General features: G+C 60.5%; 8 protein-coding genes and 1 pseudogene. 2 read left to right on the forward strand and 7 right to left on the reverse strand.

Annotated features, from left to right (window positions below; translation table 11 throughout):
* Positions 1 to 60 precede the first annotated feature (60 nt).
* The gene (locus SINAC_RS38765) at positions 61 to 321 is read left to right on the forward strand and encodes a transposase (RefSeq protein ID WP_081578311.1); all 261 of its coding nucleotides are present in this window, start codon (positions 61 to 63) and stop codon (positions 319 to 321) included.
* A gap of 97 nt (positions 322 to 418) precedes the next feature.
* Here the strand turns inward: SINAC_RS38765 and SINAC_RS11335 are convergent, their stop codons facing one another.
* From SINAC_RS11335 to SINAC_RS11360, 6 genes and pseudogenes are all read right to left on the reverse strand, one after another.
* Complete coding sequence (locus SINAC_RS11335) at positions 419 to 853, reverse strand: transposase (protein WP_020466335.1); 435 nt, start codon at positions 851 to 853, stop codon at positions 419 to 421.
* Positions 854 to 1,165: 312 nt separating this feature from the next.
* Positions 1,166 to 1,279 (reverse strand): annotated as a pseudogene (locus SINAC_RS41535) (helix-turn-helix domain-containing protein); the annotation flags it as partial.
* Positions 1,280 to 1,496: 217 nt separating this feature from the next.
* On the reverse strand, positions 1,497 to 2,885 hold the full coding sequence (locus SINAC_RS11340; protein WP_015245777.1) for a DUF1501 domain-containing protein: 1,389 nt from the start codon (positions 2,883 to 2,885) through the stop codon (positions 1,497 to 1,499).
* Positions 2,886 to 3,234: 349 nt separating this feature from the next.
* Positions 3,235 to 5,727 (reverse strand): DUF1549 domain-containing protein, encoded by a 2,493-nt coding sequence (locus SINAC_RS11345; RefSeq protein WP_015245778.1) that lies wholly within the window; start codon positions 5,725 to 5,727, stop codon positions 3,235 to 3,237.
* 190 nt (positions 5,728 to 5,917) lie between these two features.
* Complete coding sequence (locus tag SINAC_RS11350; protein WP_015245779.1) at positions 5,918 to 17,023, reverse strand: Ig-like domain-containing protein; 11,106 nt, start codon at positions 17,021 to 17,023, stop codon at positions 5,918 to 5,920.
* Between the two features lie 851 nt (positions 17,024 to 17,874).
* On the reverse strand, positions 17,875 to 18,543 hold the full coding sequence (locus tag SINAC_RS11360) for an HAD family hydrolase (RefSeq protein WP_015245782.1): 669 nt from the start codon (positions 18,541 to 18,543) through the stop codon (positions 17,875 to 17,877).
* A 349-nt stretch (positions 18,544 to 18,892) separates the two neighbouring features.
* On the opposite strand from SINAC_RS11360, the gene SINAC_RS41540 reads away from it, so the two are divergent.
* The gene (locus SINAC_RS41540; RefSeq protein WP_261339274.1) at positions 18,893 to 19,093 is read left to right on the forward strand and encodes a hypothetical protein; all 201 of its coding nucleotides are present in this window, start codon (positions 18,893 to 18,895) and stop codon (positions 19,091 to 19,093) included.
* A gap of 123 nt (positions 19,094 to 19,216) precedes the next feature.
* Here the strand turns inward: SINAC_RS41540 and SINAC_RS11370 are convergent, their stop codons facing one another.
* Positions 19,217 to 20,587, reverse strand: a complete 1,371-nt coding sequence (locus SINAC_RS11370) for a c-type cytochrome (protein WP_020466332.1) — start codon at positions 20,585 to 20,587, stop codon at positions 19,217 to 19,219.
* Positions 20,588 to 20,813 lie beyond the last annotated feature (226 nt).

A 20,813-nucleotide genomic window follows, 5' to 3' on the forward strand; every position in this document is an offset into this window, starting at 1 on the left:
TATACCACAGGAGATTACTTATTGATCAAGCCTTATTTGTTACATGAACTCTGATAGCAAATCGAACCGTTTCTGTCCTCACCGAAACCCCGACGGTTTCGTTTCCCCGGACGCAAGCCGATCGACAACCGCAAGACGCTGATCGGTATCCTCTTCGTCCTGAAGACAGGGATCCCGTGGAAAGATTTGCCCCAGGAGATGGGCTGCGGGCAGGGAAATGACCTGCTGGTGGCGGCTCCGCGACTGGCACTAAGCGGGGGCTGGCGGATACTGCATGAGATTCTGTCGCCCGAATTGCGGGAAGCGGACCGGGTCGACTAGTTGCGAGCCGTGATCGACAGCGTCTTGGTCCGGGCTTTGGGAGGAGGGGAGAAGACCAGTACAAACCAACAGGACCCATTACATAAAAATCTACAATTTAGAAAACATGGCAGGCTGCCTTCGCCTTCGGATAGATCGAACCCTCGATCCTGAAAGGATTTCTCGCTCCTAACCAGGCGAACACTGGATCTAGCAATTCCCCAGGTCTTTTGCAGCTAGGATTCAGGTGTGGCGAGTAGACCGGCAGCAGGTGGACCTCGATTCGTCCTTCCCACTTCCAGAGAGACTGGATCACCTCCAGGCTGGTGTGACAACTCGCGTTGTCGCAGGCCACGTGGATCTTTTTGTATCGACGCAGCCTCTGCCATAGCTCGTCCAGGTGCTTGATGAACAAGACGCTATCACACCCTGTTTGACTACGGCCTCGGTCACAAACATCGTACCGGTCCGCCAATGGATCGGCCCCGGCAGGTGCCGCTTCCGATTCGTACCCGGCGTCTCGACTTTTGCTTACTTGCCCCTGGGCATTCACATCTGCCCGATCCTGGGATTGGTGTGGACCTCGACCTCGTCCTGCCAGGCTGACGTCTCGTCGGTGGACAGACCTTCCAGCAGCATGCGCAGCTGTCTGCTTCTCCTCCTCGGTCGGGGCCGTCCGTAAACCAGGTGGCCGCGATGGAGAAAGCAGCGGACGGTCTCCCGGCTGACTTTCACATCATGCTGCTGGCGCAATAGCAACGCCAGGATCGCACAAGACGAGCGGCTACGGAGGAAACCGAAGGCGCGTGGGGTCGTTGTGGTCACCCAGGAGACGAGGATGGCGATCCAGGCGAAAGGGTCGCCATCACTTCCTCGCGGTCAGCCCATCGATCCCCTGGTCCTCGAACCGCTTCTTCCATCGGTCGAGGGTGCGGGAGTTACAGAAGAGCGTGGCCTCAATGGTGCTCCAGGTATATCCTTCGGCAAGGTGGAGCGGACGTTCGCGTGCCTTCGGCCTCTAATACGCTTTGAGAAGAATGCCCCCATCCAACTGACACTGATCCCTCCAGCCGGAGGACTGCAATCGGAATTGGTAACTCGTCTGCCCGAGCCTCGATAGGTAAGACTCCTGACTCGAACCCCCGAGGATGAAAGAATCTCCAGATCGAGCTCTGCCTGCCTCCCAGCTTCTGGGCTCATGAAAATATCTGAGAAATTGGCTTACCCGCGGCGATCGGCAAGGGGCGGCGGAGGGTGTCATAGACTTCGGTGGCCGGGTCGATGCCAAGTGCCCAGAACATCGTGGCGGCGATGTCGTCGGGGGAGACGGGGTCGGAGGCTGGGTAGGCGCCGATCCGATCGCTCGAGCCGTAGATGGCTCCGGGGGTGATGCCACCCCCCGCGAAGAGGACGGTGTAGCACTGAGGCCAGTGGTCGCGGCCGTTGGCGCCGAACTTGGCGGTGTTGGAAATCTTCGGGGAACGTCCGAACTCGCCCATCCAGACGATCAGGGTTTCGTCGAGCAGCCCTCGCGATTGCAGGTCATCGATCAAAGTGGGCACCGTCTGGTCAGTGATCGGCAGCAGGCCATCTTTGAGTTGGTTGAAGTTATCCCCATGCGTATCCCAACCTCCTTTGCCTCGGCCGCCGATCGTGTTGGAGTAATAGACTGTGACAAATCGCACGCCGGTCTCGATCAGGCGACGAGCGAGGAGGCAACTCTGGCCATAGGTGGTCCGGCCATAGGCGTCGCGGAGCTTGTCCGGCTCGTTGGACAAGTCGAACGCCTGCTTGACCTTGGGCGAAGCGAGCATGGTCAACGCACGATTATAAAATGCGTCGATGCCGCGTGCGGTGCCCGACCATTCGAGGAGTTCGCTTTGGGTGTCGATTATCCTCAGGAGGTTTCTCCGGTCGTCGAGCCGTGCCAGGGGCAGGCTCGAGGGGAGACTCAGCTCAGGCAAGCGGAAGTCGGGCGCAGCCGGATCTTGGCCAACGAAGAAGGGATCGAACGGCTTACCGAGGAAGCTGGCTGTTTGCCCAGGGGTGACGCTGCCATCGCGCAGGATGTGCGGGAACGACATGAAGGTCGGGATTGCGGGATCATCCACCGGCTTGAGCTTGGCGACCGTGCTGCCGTAGGCGGGGTAGAGTTCCTGGGTGTCGCGGAGCCGGATGTCATCGAGCGGAGGCGTATGGCCGGTCAAACTGTAATATGTGGCTGAATTATGATTCTTCATCCGGTGATGGACCGAGCGCACCTGGGCGAACTTGCCGATCGTCTTCGCGAACCGAGGCAGGTGCTCGGTCAGCATGATCCCAGGTTGGTGTGATGCAATTGGCTTGAACTCTCCTCGAATACCGTCGGGGGCATCTGGCTTCATGTCAAAGGTGTCGATGTGCGACGGGCCACCGAACTGGTGGAGGAAGATGACGTGCTTCGCTCTTGGAACATGCCCCTGCGACTCGGCCGCCCGCAAGATCGTTGGGAGGCTCAGGCCAGCAAAGCCGGCCGTGCCGACCTTCAAAAGGCTTCGACGTGAGAGGCGGTCTGTCACGCGGTATTCCGGGCAGCCGTCGTTCATGAGTCGGTTCCTTTCCTCTCGGGCCGAGGTCATGCGATTGTTGTCTCGAGTCAGATTCGTTGCGTCTGCGTCATGCAGCCCTGAAGGGGCAATCGTCAGGGCCAACTCCAAGTTCTTGACGGTCGCCCTTTCAGGGCTGCAAAGCCATTCTCACTTGAACTCTCCCTGATTCCAGGGGGTGAACCCCCTGGCTACAGACGGTCGCCCCTTCAGGGCTACAAAACAATCTTCATTTGAGATCTCCCTGATTCCGGAGGGGGACCCTTTAGCTACAGGTGACCGGCCCTTCGGGGCTACAGAATACGGACCCGACTTGCCTGGCCTCTCCTATCTACCGGACGGTCACCGTTCAATGTCTCAAGAGAAACTCTTTGCTGTTCAAGACAGCCCAGCACGCATCTTCCCAGGCCTTGCGGTGATTTTGGGACGCATGCACATGCGCGAGCACAGCGTCACGTTCGGTGGCCGTCGGCTCGCGGCTGAGTGCGGCGAGGTAGATTTCCGACACGATCGTTTTCTCTGACGCCCCTGACTTCATGAGCTTCCCGATTCGATTGTCCTCGGCCTCAAGAGCTCGCCGCACCGAGTCACCATTGATGAGCTGGAAGGCCTGGGCCAGGGTGGTGGCATCCGATCGTTCGCACTCGCAAGTGAGTAGTCGATCGGGCTTGCCGAACGCCTTGAGGAATTTTCCTCCCATGCGAGCGCCTGGCAACTGGACCGCCAGCATTCCCGGTGGAGTGCTCTCGAATCTCTCATGCGTATCGAGGGCCTGGCCGATCGCATCGAGGAGGACTTCGGCCGGGAGCAGACGAACTAATGAACGGGCAAAATTGGCTTCATCGTCCTGGTTGGAGGAGTTGGGCTTGGCGCTGAGTTGATACGTCGTCGACTTCATGATCATGGCGACCAGGGGACGAAGGCGGGTCCCCTTCGCGATAAACTCCGCGGTCAAGGCGTCGAGCAGCGCTGAGTTCGATGGGGGATTCGAGTCGCGAAAGTCGTCTACGGGCTCAACGATGCCTCGGCCCATCAGGTGAAACCAGACCCGATTGGTCATGTTCCGTGCGAATTGCGGATTGTCGCGGGTCAGCCATGAGGCCAGGTCATCAAGAGCGTCCTGGTCGTTCCCCAGCGAGGGCTTGGGACCTCCCGGTGCTTTCGGTTTCATCGTCATGCCGGTACGAGGCTGGATCGTTTCGGCCTGGCCCGAGAGATAGACGACCTCATCGCCGTTGATTTCGTGCTTGTCAAGCATGTCTCGACGTTCGTTGTGCAGCTCCTTGCGCTGAACGTTGCCGAAATAGGCGGCCAAGCCGAAGTAGTCATCCTGAGTCCAGACGTCGAACGGATGGTTGTGGCAGCGAGCGCACTGGAGCCGGACACCCAGGAAGACCTGACCGACCGTCTCGGCGGCCGTCATCGGGTCGCGGTTCGTTCGATAAAAACTGGCAGGGGGATTCGCATAGGTTGACCCTTTGGCGGTCAGGATCCGTCGCGCGAATTCGTCGAGTGGCAGGTCGGCGGCAAACTGGTCACGAAGCCAGCGTTGAAAGACCCAGACCCCTTTCTCCCCCATGGTCTTCTCTTCGTTGCGGAGCAGGTCGGCCCACTTCAAGGCCCAGAAGTCCGCAAACTCAGGCAAGGAGAGCAGCCGATCGACCAGCCGGCCTCGTTTGTCGGCCTCATGGTCGGTCGCGAACGCCCGCGTTTCGTCGAGGGTGGGAAGCCGACCAACGGCGTCGAGATAGGCCCGCCGCAGGAAGACGGGGTCGTCGGTAAGTTCAGACGGATTGATCCGAAGCGATTTCAGTTTCCGGAACGTGTGGGTGTCGACGATGTTACTGGTTGGCAACTCGCGCCAGGCGAAGTCGAGGCGATCGGCCAGGAACGCGAGCTGGCTGATTCCCCGCCCCCCAAGGTAACGAACGGCGATGGTCGTTTCGACGGGACGCCCGGCCTCGACCTTGCCGTCGGCAGTGACCGTCACACTGGTCGGATCGCTGACGTCGTAAGAGGCGAGACGAGTCACGTCGCGTCGGGTTCCATCGGAGAATTCGGCCGTCACAACGAGTTGCTGCTGCAACGCTTTGGGTGTGGAGATCCGCTCGGTCGGGAAAACATCGAGTCGAGCCAAGCGCGGGGCCGAGCTGAAATCGTCGCGGGCACCTCCGGCAAGCCAATCCAGCAGCACATGCTCTTCGGTCGACCCGCTTGGAAATCGCTGCCCCCCTTCGTGAGGCAAGCGCCCGGTAGGCTTTTGAATGATCAGGCTTTGCGAAGGGTCGAGCAAGTCGGTCCGGCGTCCCTGGGCGTCGTGGGTCAGTGAGAGCCAGTCAGCCGCCGGATCGTCGCCCCGAAGGCTAAGCCGGAACCCTCCTTTACCATTCAGGTTACCGTGGCATGCCCCCATGTTGCAGCCAGCCTTGGCGAGGAGCGCGACCACATCGAGTCGATAGCTGACCGACCGAACGACATCGATCTTTGAGACAAGAAGTGAGACGTCGACTTGCTTTCCATCAGCAATGACACGGAGATGTCCCGAACCGTCTGCAACGGGTGTGATCACACCCGAAGGGGTGACCCGTACAAAGCCAGGGGGATCGATCTGAAATTCGGCCGACCCGGTCAGGTCGCACGCCGTCCCGTCGGCGAAGGCGCCGGTGACGGCGACCTGCTGTCGTGAGTTCGCTCCGCTCAGAATGATCTGGGGGGGCTCGACCTTGATTCGCGAAGGGTGCGAATCCGCCTGAACCGATTGAGCGGTAAGCCCGAAGAAGAGTGAGAAGGCCAATCCAACCTGGCCTGCGAGATCCGTGGTTCTTCGGATCGAGATGGTCAACGGAGGGTCCCTCGCTGGGAGCGATGGAATCAGGGTCTCCGCATGGCTGTTGCGGGCGAGCCGGCGGAGTATTGGCGGGATTCTTCTCACAACACTAAACCGGCTTTGGCCGGGTCGTCAAGCGCAAGGAACGGGCGGCCCGAATGGGCCGCCCGTTCCTCGTCGACGTCTTGTGAGCGTTCGATCTGAATCAACGATTGCGTCTTGCGAACAGGCGGGCGGCGAGCCGAGCCTTGGCCTTGGTGGGTGCCTTGGCCGGAGGCGGGGTCACCACCGTGGGGGTGGGCACGGGAGCGACCGGCTGGCTCGTCGTCTGGGTTGATACCTGGGTCGGCACCGTCGCGGCCTTGATTTCCGGGGTGTTTACCTTGAAGGAGTCGGCGAACCCAAGGCTCGAGGCGCCGGTCCGGCTCTTGACCGCCCCTGCCGGGATGGAGAGGTTCACGGTCCCGGTGAACTTGTAGCCCCCTGTGAGGTTGAAGCGGACGGTCTGCTCGTCGATCCAGGTCAGGCTCTCCGCCTTGGCCGGAACGATGTTATTCAGGCCGCTGCCCGAGATCACGAGGTCGTTGGGGGTCACCGAGTTCCGATCGACGGGGCCGGAGAAGGCCACGATGATCGACTTGGGTCCTTCGGTGAAGGTGATGCCGGCCGCTTGGACCGCACCACCGGGGGCCACCGAGGTGGTGACGATCCGGAATGCTCCGCCCACCGGGATCCCGCCGAGTCCTTGGAATTCGAAGGCCCCCACATCGGACAGAGGTCCGGTGTTCGGGAACCCCTTCCCAGGGATGTCGACCCGGGTCCGGTTGAGGAAGTCTCGCGTCGGGGCCACGGCGTCGTTACCGCCGTCGATGGCCGCCGAGGCGTAGGTCAGGCCGAAGTTGGCGTCGATGAAGAACGCAGCCGGCCCATCGCTGCCCGGCCGAGGATCACGAGGCGAGATGAAAGCGGGGTCACCCGTATAGTTGCCGAGGCTGGCAGTGGTCGGCACCGTACCGATCTTCGACTTGTCGAAGCCGTTCCCGATGTTGAATCCCGAGTAGCGGGCTTCGGTGGCCGAGTCCGTGCCATTGCCCGAGAACAGGTTGTTCTTCACGACCAACTTGTTCGCAGTGGTGGCGTAGATCCCGGCCCCGCTCCGTCCGAGCGTCTGATCGTGGTTCTGCCAGAAGATGTTGTTGTAGAGCTGAGCCATGATCGGCGAGCCAGCCGTGACATTCGCAAGCACACCGAACGAGTTGAACGCGAACGTGTTGTTGACGATGTTGGCAAGCCCGTTCGCCGGCAACACGGTGGTCCCGCCAATGTCATTGAGCAAGAGACCGGTCGCATTGCCGATGAACCCGTTGCTCTCGATCCGAGGAGTGACGGCGAAGGCACCGGAGGTTTCGATCGCGACCCCGAAGCCCGCGTCGACGAAGTAGTTCCGGGTGACCAGCACGTTCGAGTTGTTGAGCCGCAGGCCGACCGACGAGACGTCGAGGGCACCAAGTGCGGGGTCGCCCAGGAGTGGGCTGGCAATCGTGAACCCTGAGATCTCGGTATCGAGCCCCGGAACGCTGAAGAGGCCCACGGCCGACACCGTGGTGTTCGTCGCTCCGGATGGAGCACGAATGATCGTCGTGAGCGGGTTGCCCATGACACGGTTCGTGTTCGTGCTCGACTGATCGGCCGAGACCAGCCGGACCAGGGACTTCAGCGAGACGTTCTCGGTGTAGACCCCGGGGAGTACGGCGACCACGTCTCCCTGGACGGCCGCAGCCATCCCGAGCGAAATGGTCGTGTACGGATTCGCTCGCGATCCCTTCGTCGCCGAGGGATCGGTGATGTAGTTTCCGGCCCCGACATAGAGTGTGTTCGAGGCCGACGTGTTGAAGACCACGTAGTCGAAGGTGTAATCCGCCCCGCCGATGCCGTTGGCTCCTCCGAGTGGGTTGCCGGCGATATCGATGATCGGCCCCGCCCCCGTCCCCTTGATGGTGACGCGGTAAAGGTCGTTCGCGAGGGCACCGCTGATCGTGAAGGTGATCCGCTCGGCCCCTTTTCCTCCGGTCTTGAGCGGAGTGATCCCGATCGTCTGCCAGTCGATCGGAATGGCGATGTCGTCTGCGGTGCCGAAGACCTGGTCAGGGCCAGCCGCGGTTACCAACAGCGTATTGACGTTGAGGCTCGCCGGAGTGACGTTCTTGTCGACAATGAACGAGAAGGTCACTTTCCCCGTCGTGGGATCGGGCGTGAGCAGAGAGCCCGCGTTCGGGCTGAACGAGGTGAGCTTCGGCCCGGTCGTGTCGACCACAAACCCGGTGTAGGACGGGTTTGACGTCGCACCGCTGCTGACGACCCGCACCCGGGCGATCGAATAGCTCGTATCGTCCTGGCTCAGGTTCGCATTCAGGAACGTGTTGGCGACCGACCTGAGGATCCCGTCGGGGCCCACGGTATAGCTCGAGTCGATAAGCCCTGTCGTGTTGTTGACCAGGCCGGTGCTGGCCCCGTCGACTCCCACGGTCACGACGAAGGTGCCAAGCGCGTCGGTGAGGGCCGTTCCGGCATTCATCCGATCGAAAATGCCATCGCCCTTGGTCGAAATGTCAAGGACGACCGTCTGCCCTTGGATCGGGTTGATGGCCGGCTGCGAGACGGTGATCGCCCCGGTGAAGCTTGGCAGAGTGTTGTAGGTGATGTAGTCGCGAACGTTGGTGTCGCTGGTTGAGGCGAGTACGAAGCTGTTCGGTGCAATCTGGGCCGACTGGGTGTTGACGGTGAAGTTCAGGAAGAAGTTCCCGCTCGGGAAACCGTCACCCGAGGGCAGCGGCAACTGCGGGTTGTTCGGGTCGTCGTTCTTCGTGTTCTCACCGTCGAGTGCGGCCCCTTGGGGGTCACGGAGGACGTTGGCTCCACTGCCGAGGAGGTGGATCCGGTACGCATCGTCAGCCAGCACCACACCCGCGTCAGCCAGGTGAACGGTCAAGATCCTTGTGGACGGGTTAAACGAGAGCTTGCCCGAGAGGTCAATGAACGTGTCGCCCGCGCTGTTGCCGTTGCCGAAGATCCCGTCTCCGCCTGAAGCCTGGAGCAGCACCGACTTGTTGGTCAGGGTGCTGGGATCGAGGTTGTTGTTGAGTTGGAAGTCAATCGTGAGTGGGGTCGAGTTGCTTCGGGCTGAGCCGCCGACATTGTAGAAGTTGGAGGTCACAACCCCGCTGGGCGTCCTGGTCGTGGCCGTTACCGCAACGACCTTGGGGGGATTGAAGACGCGATACTCGTACGCACCGATATCCAGGGAGGTGTTGGAGCCGAATCCTGTATTCGGGACGTTTGGATCGTCAAGGCGCTGGAAACCGAGCGCGTCGAGCACCCCGACGACCGGGGCGTAATTATAAGTGCTCCCGTTCGAGGCGGGTCCGGAGACGCCCGTCGGATCGGTCGTGAGAACAGGAACCCACTGATCGAAGAACTTGCGGCTCTGGTAGCTACGGCCGGGAAGGAGAACGAGCTTCCGTGGATCCTGAATGTTTCCGTTGCCCCCAACCGGATTGCTTCGGCCCGGCGACGCCGGGAAGGTCAGGGAAGCCGGGTCGGTCCGGATGCTCACAGATGTCGGTGCAATGCCATTCGGCCCTTGGACCGTGACCTGCGTGACGGTCGGGAAGATCGCGTCACCTGCGGGAAGAGGGCCGATCTCGCTTCGCGACGCATCAATGGCCGCGGAGTTAGGGCCAAGCTGGAAGTTGAGGTTCGCTGGATCGCGGAAATCAGGATCGCCGATGATGGCCCCTGTATTCCCAATAAATCCGGAACCAGTGATATCGAGATCGCCCCCAGTGTTTTGCCAGAACAGGTTGTACTGAGCCTGGCTTCCATCCGCCAACCCTTCAGATTGGATAGCCTTGGTCGTTGAGTTGGCGAAGATATTGTTCATCGCCAACCACGAGACATGATTGAGAGTGCCTTGTCCCCTGGGCCCGTATCCAATGGTGTGCAATCCGATTGGATTGTTATAGAAGGTGTTGTTCAACAAGATGATATTCGTTGGGCTATTTGATCGCGCAGGAGAGACATTGTCGGAGTGGGCCTCCACGCCCACCGCAGAGTTGGAGATGGTATTCCCATACATGAACAACGTGACACCCTGACCGCGTTGAGTGGTGACGGTGTCTCGAATGACGGGGAAGAACGTACCTGGGTTCGGGCTGGCAAGGCTCGAAACGTCTCGGATCAGGGCATTGGCGCTGTTGGCATGGGCGAAGACAGCAGCCTCGGAGAAGTAGGCGAGGTTCGAGTTCGAGATCGTCATCGCTTGCGCTGAATTGAACTGGGTCAGAGGCGTGAGACCAAGTTTTTGCGAGGCGAAATTCCCCTCCGTTGCGTTAGCAACGTCGATGATTCCTCCCCCCTGGATCTCGATCCGAGTCATATAGCGGATGTCAGCGTTGTCAATCAGGTTGCCGTCGCGGGGATCGAACAGGTTGTAGTCGGTCAGCGAGTTGCCGCCGAAATAGATGTTGCCACCATCACCCGGGGCCGGTGCTTTCAGATCGCGGGTGGGGAAGAGTACATCCCTGTTATAGATATTGAACATGTTCACGCCACGCACCGTCTTGCCGACAGAGCCGTCGCGGAGTGAAGTGAGGACCACGGGGACGCGCTGCTGGCCCGTCGATTCGTTGCCCGGGATACCAACGAAGCGAATCTGGCTACCCGAACCGGAGTCGACCACTCCCCCGCTGTAATCAGTGGGAGGATCCACGCCATTGTCGACGCCGACAACGAATCCTGCACCCACGTTCGTGCCAGAGCTGTTGGTTGCGGCCACGCCAACCGAGCCGAAGACGCCTAGGCCGGCGCTCCAGGGGGCGTAGTCGCTCATCAGTTTGACCAAGGCGGTTTCACCGGGCCGGCCGATCCTGGTACCGTCGGCCAGGAGCGTATCGGGCAGAGCGCTCTGCACGGTAAGGGTAATGTGCGGCTTTCTTTCTTCTACAAACTTGGTCGGATCGGGGAGGGGGGCCGTGATGTTGTTGGAGCGGAAGCTGTCATTGTCTCCGGCGAGAATGACAGAGCCTCGAAGAACATAGGTCAGGTCGGTACTATCCCAGACCGAGTTAACCGTGAGGTTGGTGTAGCCCGCTCCGTAAGTGCTCTCAACTCGGCGAATCGGTTGGTTGGGGTTTGTCACCACCTGGAAGGTGGAACTGGTGACCACGGCCATACCGTCGATATCGTTCCGCTGCATGACGTTGCCGCGGAAGTAGGGATGGCCCGAGAGTAACGGCCGAATCGCGTCGCCTGCCATCAGCCCGTTGGGCTCGATTTGCATCGCCGCATCGAGATTGTCGAAGAAGTCGTTATTCGTCACCATCACGTGGGTGCCGAGTTCGGTGACCGGCGTCCCGTCGGCCGTGAACCCACGCGGCGTCACCAGGGGCGTGTCATTGGTGATGAAGGCCAATACCGACTGGTTCGGCACGCTGATTTCCGGGCCGTTGACCAAACCACCGCCGTAGCGGAACTCGGCTCGGTTGACCACTCCCACCGCACCCGACTGGTACGAGACGCTTCCCCACCGGGCCAAGGCCGGCACATTTCCGGGCGAAGGCTGATTGGCCCCGCTGGAATTGCCCGAGTCGATGGCCGGGACAATGACCGTAGTCTGTTGGGTAGACGGATCGAAATAGGAAGTCGAGGCCGTGTTGTCATAGAGCGAGGTGAAGAGAACCTTCGCGTCATCAGCAGAGTTAGGCTTGAAACCGGGAGAGTTCGGGCTGATGTTATGATCGGCATCGAACTGATTGATATAAGTTCGACTACCGATATTCATGCTCGCCGCGTTGTTCACGACGGCAATGCCTGCACCGCGCTGCGACTTGACCATCATGCCCGGCTGGATGTAGAGCCGCGAGCCGACGAATGAAGTCTGGCCTCCCGTATCCTGGAGGAGTTGTTGCCCGACCAGGAGTTGCGAGACCAGGATGATGGGCAAGGGATCGTCGAAGACGAAGTTACGCGTTCCCCCCAGCGACGCGGGGTTGTCGGGATAGAGAATCGCGTCGGACTGCTGCGCCACGCCCGAGGAATCAGCCCGGACGAGGATGCCGTTGAGGCTGTTCTGCGTGGTGGTGGTACGACGGATCAGCGGACCGCGGGCGATATCGTCCTCGCGGAACGAATCGAAGTCGGCCGAGATCGAAGCAACCAGGTTTTGACCGCCATTCAGGAGTGAGCCCGCCACCCCAGTGAAGGCGATGTTCGCGTTGGCGACGGTTGGGCGGCTGTTGAAGAGCGTGAGGGCAGACGTCTCCTGCCCCTGGGTTTGCGGGACCGCACCCCCCGCATACCGGATGTTGGCGTAGTTGATGAACGACAGAGTGTCATCGGCACCCGAGATTGCCTTGCTCCCGTTCGGGCCTTTCAAGGCACCGTCGATCGGGAACTGAAGGTTGCGCTGGTTGCTGTTGGTGTCGATGCTCCGGAAGACAATGCCACCCCAATCACCCGGGGCCGGGGTCGCCTTGCCAAAGTCACCGTTGGTCTTGCCGCCCACCGACGAGTCGGCCCAGGAGGTGATATTCACCCGGTCGTTGGGATTGGCGCCACCGAGCAGTTGGAGCGCACTTCCCTGATTCTGAACATACAACGAGGCGTTTTGAAGCTTGAGCGCAGAACCCGGGTTAAAGACCAGGGTCGTATTGAATGGAACCGACGCACTGCCGTCGTTGATCAACGCACTTGAGCCGGCCGGAGCCTGGAGCACGAACGTCTGCTGGGTGGTCAGACCGGTCACCGGGTCGAGCCTGGGTGTCGCGGGCAATGCGACCACCACAACCGGCCCCCGGGTCGAGAGCTGCTCAGCGGCGTAGAGGGCCGACCGAGTGAAGCGGCCGTCGCCGTTGCGGTCGAAGTTCGAGTTGAAGTTGAAGAAGTTCGAGGTGGCGTTCGCGCCCCCGTTCGGGTCATGGGTCGGATTCGCCGGAATCTGCGAGGGATTGACCTCAGGGGCCAGCGCACCGTAGGGCTTTGAGAGGCTTCCATCAGGCGCCGTGCTGGGGTCGAGGGGGTTCTCGGTGGCATCGGGCCTGGCGTAGATGATGTTCCCGTTGGGGACCACCACGAAGCTGGTCATGAACGCACCGCCACCCACGCCATCACCGGTGAGACCAAGGCGATACTGGCCGTTCGACAGCAGGTTTTCATATCCACCCGTCGCCGTGGGAGTACCGAGGAATTCGCCGTCGAACTGATTGCCGTAGATGTCGTAAAGCGCGGTCGTACCCGAGTTCGGCACATAGATCCGGTAGTGGTCGGCCGGGAGAGTCGTCCCCGCCGCAATCCTGAGCACCGCCCGGTCCGCATTATTGACGCCCGGCTGATAGGCGGCCCCGGTGGTCTTGTCGAAGAAGCTCACCGTGGTGCCCGGCACAACCGTGAAGCCAGTTCCGGTGCTGCCGAGGCCGGCCACGCCCAACGTACCGAAGTCTCCGTCGGACACTCCACTGTTCGGATCGGCGGAGGCAATTAGTTGGAACGCGTTGTTGTAGTTGATCGCCGGGTTGATATTCAGCGGGTTGGCGAAGTCGAGGAAGAAGGCCGAGGGCGGCGCGTTGGCCCGAGGCGTCTGGTTGAGTGCGGGAAGTTCATAGTACGAACGTGGGCCGCCGACAACGTTGTTGTTGCCGTCGACTGCCTGGAAGTTCGTCAGGAAGGTCGCCTGGTTCTGAACGGTGAATTCCAGTTGGAAATCGATTGAACCGGTGGCGTTGGTATTGTTGAGCGCGTTGCCCGCGGCATCCTTGAGGCCGGAGTAGGTCTTACCACCGGAGGTGCCGGCCGTGTGGGCGACGAACGCATAGCGACCTGCGGGCAGGCCGGCATTGAAGGTCAGGTCGATTCGACCTGCAAAGGGATCGGACGGCGAGTTGCGGGAAGGGGGATCGGTGAAGAGGAGCCCGGTTGCCACGAAGTTCGCGCTGGCGATGAACGCACTCGCATCGAATCCGGTATCGAGGTTGATCAGCGAGTAGTTGTTGATATTGTTGGCGGACGCCGGGTCGATCGCATTGGCAAGGATCTGCTGCGGGGTGGCCAGGGGGCCGCTACCCGGGACCACGCTGTCGAGGACGTGGAGTGAGAGGGTCGAGAGGTTCGCCAGGTTGGATCCCGCCAGAGGGATCGGATTGCTCCCCGGGGTCAAGCTCACCGCGATGACCGAGGGCCCGGTGCGATCGATCCGGAATGCGGACGAGTACGAGGAGGAAAGGCCCGGGAGCGGCGGCGAATCGGGCTGACCGAGGACGACGACCCGGACCGAGTTGTAGCCTTCAGGCAAGAACGGGGCCTGGATGATGAACGTTCCGTTGGCGTCGGTCGTCGCCAAGACGTCGTATGAGCCTACGAAGCCACGGCCACCGCCACCGGGTGCCAGGTCGAACGAACCACCGTGCAGACCGTTGAACTGGACCAGGACCTGCAAGCCAGAGACCGTGCCGGGGAAGCTTGCTCCCACCTGGCCGACAAAGACAGGCTGAGCCACATTCGTGACCCCGTCCCCCTTCTGTCCGGAGTCGGACGCGTCGGTCAACTGGAACGAGGTGACGACGGGTGCCTTGAGCACCTGAGTGCCGAAGAACTGAGTGAACCGCCCGTTGTCGGCCCCGTTCCCGTTACCCGAGGGGAAGATGCCGTTGAATTCACCGTCGAGGAAGTTCCCCGCGAGGTCCGTCACACCCGTTCCGCCGCCCTCACCGGCAAGGACGACGAGAGCATACTGGTCCGTCGGGAACTGTGACTGGTCGAGAGCGCTGAGGTCGAGCCTCGCTGTGTTGGTCGCCGCGTCGTAGGTGATCTTGACGCGGGGGTCGTTGGTCAGAGTGACGTTGGTCGGCTTCCCGAAGCTTCCCGCCGCCCCGGCGCGAATGAGTTGAATATTCGCCGTGTTGATCGTTGAGGGGCGGACCGCCTCACTGAACTGGATCGTGATGATCCGCCCGTTGACGGTCGTGTTGGTGATGCGCGGGGCGACCGTATCGTTCAGCGTGAAAGAGAGCGGAGAGGACGCAACGAGGGGCTGACCCGTCGTGGAAGCGATCCCACCTTGAACCGTGAAGGTGTAATTGCCATTAGCGATCACCCCGGTCGGCGAATTGATGGTGATCGGAAATGCCACCATCGTCGGCGTCTGCGGGTTGTCGAGCGGAATCGGAGTCCCGACGGCCGCCGCCGACACACCCGGTGGGAGGCTGGTGAAGGTGAGGTTCGCCGCACTGACGGTGTTGATGTTCACCGCGCTGTTGAACGTGACGATGATCTGCCGCGGCGCCACGTTAACCGTTTGACCATTGCCCGGAGTCGTCGAGAGAACCTGCAAGCCACCGATCAAGCTCACCGACTTCACGGCGTCGATCAGGCCAAATCCGCCCTGGGCGTTCCAAGTGCCGGCCGCCTGTCCATTGAGCGGTGAAGCCGAGGCTACCAACGCGTTCCGAATATCGGTCGGGGTTGCGGTCGGCATCTTCTGCTTCATGAGCGCGGCGACAGCGGCCGCGTTCGGAGCCGCGGAAGAGGTTCCGAAGAAGCTCGGGAGGTTTTGCGAGAGGTTCGACGGAGTCTTTGGCTGGCCGACACCCGGATTGCTCGTGTCGACCACATCCCCGAAGAACGTGGTGTTGCCGCCGTCGGGGGCCGAGATGTCAGGCTTCTGACGGAGCTGGGGCGAAACGAGTGGTCTACCGAGAGAATCGAACTTGATCAGGGCAGGACCGGCCGAGCTGAACGGTTCCGAGCGCACCGGATTAGGCGCAGGGGTGTTCGTCGGATTCGTGCCCCACCAGGGAACCGCACCGACCCCGATGGCACTCGCCGAGGTGGGATGGCCAAACGTCGTCGGATAGTACGTATTGCCAGCACTGCCGAATTGCTGGGACACCGAGCTCAGCGAATTTCCCCATTCGACGAACTGGACGAATCCCGGATCGGCACCGGAGTTCACCCGGATCGCAACGTAGTAGGTTGTATTGGGCTGGGCATTCGCCAGCGAGAGGAGTTCGTCAGGTGACTGGGTCGCGATGTTGTTGGAATTGCCGGATGAGACGACGGCGCCCGTCGAGTCAAGGAGGAAAATATCAACGTCCGACGTCACACCATTGGTCGTATACCAGGGCTGGTCGAACTGGAACGCAATCGCGGAATTGCCACTTATCGAGCTGCTCGTGGTGACCGGCAGCAAGACCGCCGTGCCGCCGTTCGGGTTGAAGTTCATGTAACGGCCGGTGGGAAGGGCCCCGGGAGTCGCAGTCACCCCTCGGAACTGCGAAAGGTAGCCCTTCGACGCACTGTTGCCCGCGGCACTGAAGTACGAGACCCCATTCTTTTGGGTCACGTCGATCACGGCCTGCGCGATGATCCCGTCCTGGAAAAACGGCTCATTCAGATAGCCAACGTCATCCACAATAATCTTGGCGTTGGCCTGAGTGGCGAGTTTGTTGATGTTCGTTGCAAAACCGACTTGACCGTTGAACGCGGTCGCATAGGCCAGCGACGCTCCGGGTGCGATGTCGTAGATATTCTCGAGCATCGCCCGACCTTCGTCGGTCTGCCCGGCGGCCCCGTCCTGAATCACATTAACATTGCTCGGCAGGTCTCCAGTCGCGATCGAGTCGGCCAAGCCGTTGCCCACTCGGTTAACGCTGTCCGACAGGACGCCGATGGTTACGCCTGAGCCATTCACGCCGAACTGCTGGCGTGCCGTGCCGGCGTTGATCGTGGTTTCTGCTTGGTTATTCGCCTTGCCCTGGAAGCTCGTCTTCGGACGGTAAATCGGGCTGAGACCCACGGTCTGCGTGGAGGTAGCGACCGTCAACAGAGCCGAGATCGGCAACAGACCTTCGACGAGCGCCCGCGTCGAATCGGTCGCCGTGACCTGCATTCCGACGTTCTGCAAGGTCGTGACGAAGTTGTTGAAGTTGCCGAGACCCTTGATGTCGACCCCGACCGAGTTGCCGGTGATCATGATCCCAGGGTAGGCCGCGGCCACTTGACCGCCGTTACCACCCGCATTCTGAAAAGACTGATAGACCTTGATCAAGTCCGCCCCGGCATTCGCCAAGGGACCGTTCTTCACGTCGGAGACGTTGCTTGACGACGACTGCCAGGGGATCGGTCCCACCGGCGTCGAGGCGTCGAGCATGGTCCGCTGCTCGAGGTGCTCGAACCTGAGGAGGTCACGGAACCGTTGTCCAACGGAACCACGACGCCGATCGGGCCCCTGATTTCGCTTGTTAGCCTTGAAGCTCCCCATCGACATACTCCCCGGTAACTTCGGAGTTCCTCGTCATGACCATATGACTCCCTACGAATTCGGGACGCCAAGGTTCGACTCGGGACACTCCAATGGTTCAAGGTGATCCAGCTTGTCGCTTTTTCGGAACTGCCTTGCCGGTTAACCCAGGCTTGGCGGCTCTCTCAGACCCCACTGCGATCGTCCGTCCCACATGACCTCAACCGGCCCGCTTCCTCCGATCCGGTTCTTGCGCTTGGATGGGAAAATCCAATGACGCAAGTTGATCTCGAGGTGGCTCGGCGAGTTCAGGCCCCACTGGGGGACGCGTTCATTTTGTCTCTGGCGGCCTCAGCACGAATGGAGAACGTACAGGCGATCCTAAAACCCGATTGGGTGATTGACTACATGCACGCAGTCATTGTTCCCCAGGACGAAACCATTCGTCAAGGTCGATTTTTGAAAATTCGTGGGAGGTGTCGATTCGGAGGGGTCGGACAAGCGAATCTTGCCATCTACGTGCTGTGTGGATGGCGGATCAGTTGGAGTGTGACCCGCTGAATGGGGTAAGTCAAACGAGCGAGGTGAATGGCAGCGGAATTCTCTGAGGAGGGGCCCGAAATCCGGAAGGCCGGCTCGAATTCGAGCCGGCCGGTTCGCTTGGTTTCGAGGCGAAGGGGGCAGGGGGCGTCCGGTGGTTTGTGGGAGTCGCACGACCTGAACGGGCCGGTCTCAACGGAGATCGTGCACTTACTCGCGATCCACCTGGCTGAATTGAGCCAGGCTGATCGGAGGGGCCATTTCGATTCCCAAAGCATGCCGAACAGCACTGGGCTGTGAAATCATCATCGCCGGCAGAAACGCGTTGAACATCATCTTCCGTCGGAGTTGCTCTCGAACATCGGAGAAATGTTCACGCCCGCCGCCATGAGATCGCGCAAGAGCTTGGGGAATTCCGTGAATTGAAGCGCGGAGAGTCCGGCCGCTTTGGCGCCCTCGACGTTCTCAGCGAGGTCGTCGATGAACAGGCAGGACGCAGGCTCCTGGCCGGCCGCGGCTGCGCAAGCGTGATAGAACTCGGCCGAGGGCTTGAGGTGGCCTACTTCATGCGAGAGGACCAGATGGTCGAAATGAGCCAGAGTCTTGGCAAATTGCCTCTGGAACTGCGCGGCGTGGAGAGCGTTCGTGTTCGATCCCAGGATGAGTCGGTAGCCCTCGTTCTTGAGGAACTCCACGAGCCGAGCCATCGGCTCATTAAGCCAGAAGATATCGGACCAGGCTGCCGCAAATTCCTGGTGCGGCATATCAAGGCCGACCAGTCCGCAGAAGAGCGTGGAGAATGCTTCGGCCGTGATGGCGCCGCTCTCGTACTGCTGGAGGATCGCGACGAAGTTCCGGGCCCGCGCCAGTTCGAGCAGGGCCTCTCCGGAAAGTCCCAACGGACGACCGAGCACGTCACAGGCTTTTCGATAGTCGAAGTATGCGACCACGTTGCCAAAGTCAAAGATGAGAACCGGAGGTTGCTTCCCGAACTGGGTCATGATCAATGCCTTCGTGTTTGTATTCGTGACTGACGATTCCGGTCCTACTACCCACAGCTTTTCGTGGGAACCTGCGACGAGCGACTGTCCCTGAGCGTTCGGTAAGAGATCGGTTCGCGTTGTTTTTTGACAACATTACGATATTCGTTCGTACCTCGAACTAGGTTTCAGCAGGAGCCGTGATGTTCGGATGCAAAGGATCTCTGCCATGCACACCATTGTAATTTTTGAGGCATTGCTATGCGCCGGATTCGGAACCCCCGATACGCCCCCGAGTTTTTGGAACGAAGACTGAGCCCGTCAGGACTGCCTAGCAATCCTCCCGCGGAAGTCGGATATGTGGAGTCGGATGGCGGCTCACTTTCCGCGATTCCGAACTCTGATGGTCCGAGTGCGGCGGGTGATCCAGGCGATCCACCCCCCATCGACCCGGTACCGCCCCCTGCTGACCCGAGCGGTCCCGCCAACAGTGGCGATCCAGGCGATCCGCCCCCCATCGATCCGGTACCGCCCCCTGCTGACCCAAGCGGTCCCGCCTAAACGCACATGATAACATTATGACCTGATTCCAGTCTCGCCTCGTGCGCACTCGCCCGACGGCCTTACAGGCTCGCCAGGGACTTAGGTGCCTCACAGGGGCGAACTCGAACCGGTCTCAGGTTACGGGAAATCCCTATCGTTGTCCTTGATCAGGGGGCTTGAGCGATGTTGCGCGCTGAGGAACCGACGAAAGCAAATAAGCGAGAATGTCGCGAGTCTCTTGCTCACCAATCGCGCCCACAAGCCCCACTGGCATGATGGAGGTCCCGCTCGATCGGAGTTCTTCGATCTCCGATCGAGGGATCTCCGCCATTTTTGCGTCGCTGTCCGTGACTCGTATCTTCTCCGCCCCTTCAGCGCGGACGATGCCGACGACGACTCGACCATCCTTGAGTGCGACCGTATAGGCGTTGAAGTCGGGATGAATCGATGCGCTCGGCTCGGCGATGGCCCGAAAAAGATCTTCGATGCCAAAGTCGGCGAGATTGCTGAGATCAGGCCCGACGCTTCCCCCTTTGCCTCTTACCTTGTGGCACCCCGAACACTTTGCCCGATCCCCATGAAAGAGATTTTCCCCACGATCACGATCTCCTCCAGTTAACCGAAATGGGGGAGGTGTCGGGGTTGGCAGCAACGCCGCTGGAGTCGGTGGGACCCAAGGTAAGATCAAATGATCTCGGGGCAAAACCTGATCTTTTTGATCGTTTTCAGTTCGATAGGTCGCTTGCAGCGAAAAAGGCCTGTCCGCGAGTTCGGTCCGAACCGTGATCAGGAGGGAGTTCGGATCTCCGGTTGACTCCACCACGAACTCGGCCTGAGCCTTGTCCTGTGCACTCGGAGCCTCCCCGTTGAGCGAAACTTCCATCAGTTTGTTACACGCGAGCTTGAGAACGATGCGTCCCTTGGGCAGCACAACCAGACTCTCGAGGGTGGCTCGCCCTGGCTGATTCAGCAGCGTAAATCCACGATCATGTTCGTATGAATTGAGAGTCATTCGCTGACTTGCTTGAGGATCAAGTTCGGGCCACCACCCTTCCCAGGCGTTCTCGGCCTCCCCATCTCCGGCGGCCCAGGACACGGAAACTCCATTTAGGTCGTAGGCAATCGGCCCGCTCAGCGCCGGTGGAACGCCGGTCGGGGTCAAACGCGTCCCTGGTGTTGGCGATGCCGAGGCGTCGAGAAGATAAACCGCCTCGCGCGGATGCGGGTCGGTTGTGAGAATCAGCGTCCGCCGCGCCGAGTCAAGTTTCACCGCCGCAACGTTCAACGTCCCGAGCGGAGGCGTAAAAGTGGGCGAGCCTTGGCTGCGCCACGCTTCGAGGGCGCGCTGGTGCAAATCGAAGTGGATCGATTTTCCAATGACGCTTGCCCCGAGCGTCGGGTCGATCGGGCGGTCAAAAGAGATACGAGCTTCCAACGGCCCAGATGGCCAGGCGACCACGACCTTCGGTGCATCCTTCGAGTCGGCCTGTGCTCGGCTCGCACTCAGAAGCAGAACAAGCACGCCGCTCAGAATCTCGAAACGAAGGGACCGTGGGCGTCGTAACATACGATTAGGTCTAGTGTTAAAGGGTGGATTGTGGGCCATTGAACCGGAGGCCGCTCCTTCACGGTATGGTTCTGATTGTACTGGCATCGGGAAGGTTCCGGCAAGCAGACCAGAGTCTTCGGCACGACCAACATTCAAGAGAAATTCGTCTCAATTTTTCAGAAGAAAGAGTCAAGATCAG

Source organism: Singulisphaera acidiphila DSM 18658, assembly GCF_000242455.2.
GTDB classification, from domain to species: Bacteria; Planctomycetota; Planctomycetia; order Isosphaerales; family Isosphaeraceae; genus Singulisphaera; species Singulisphaera acidiphila.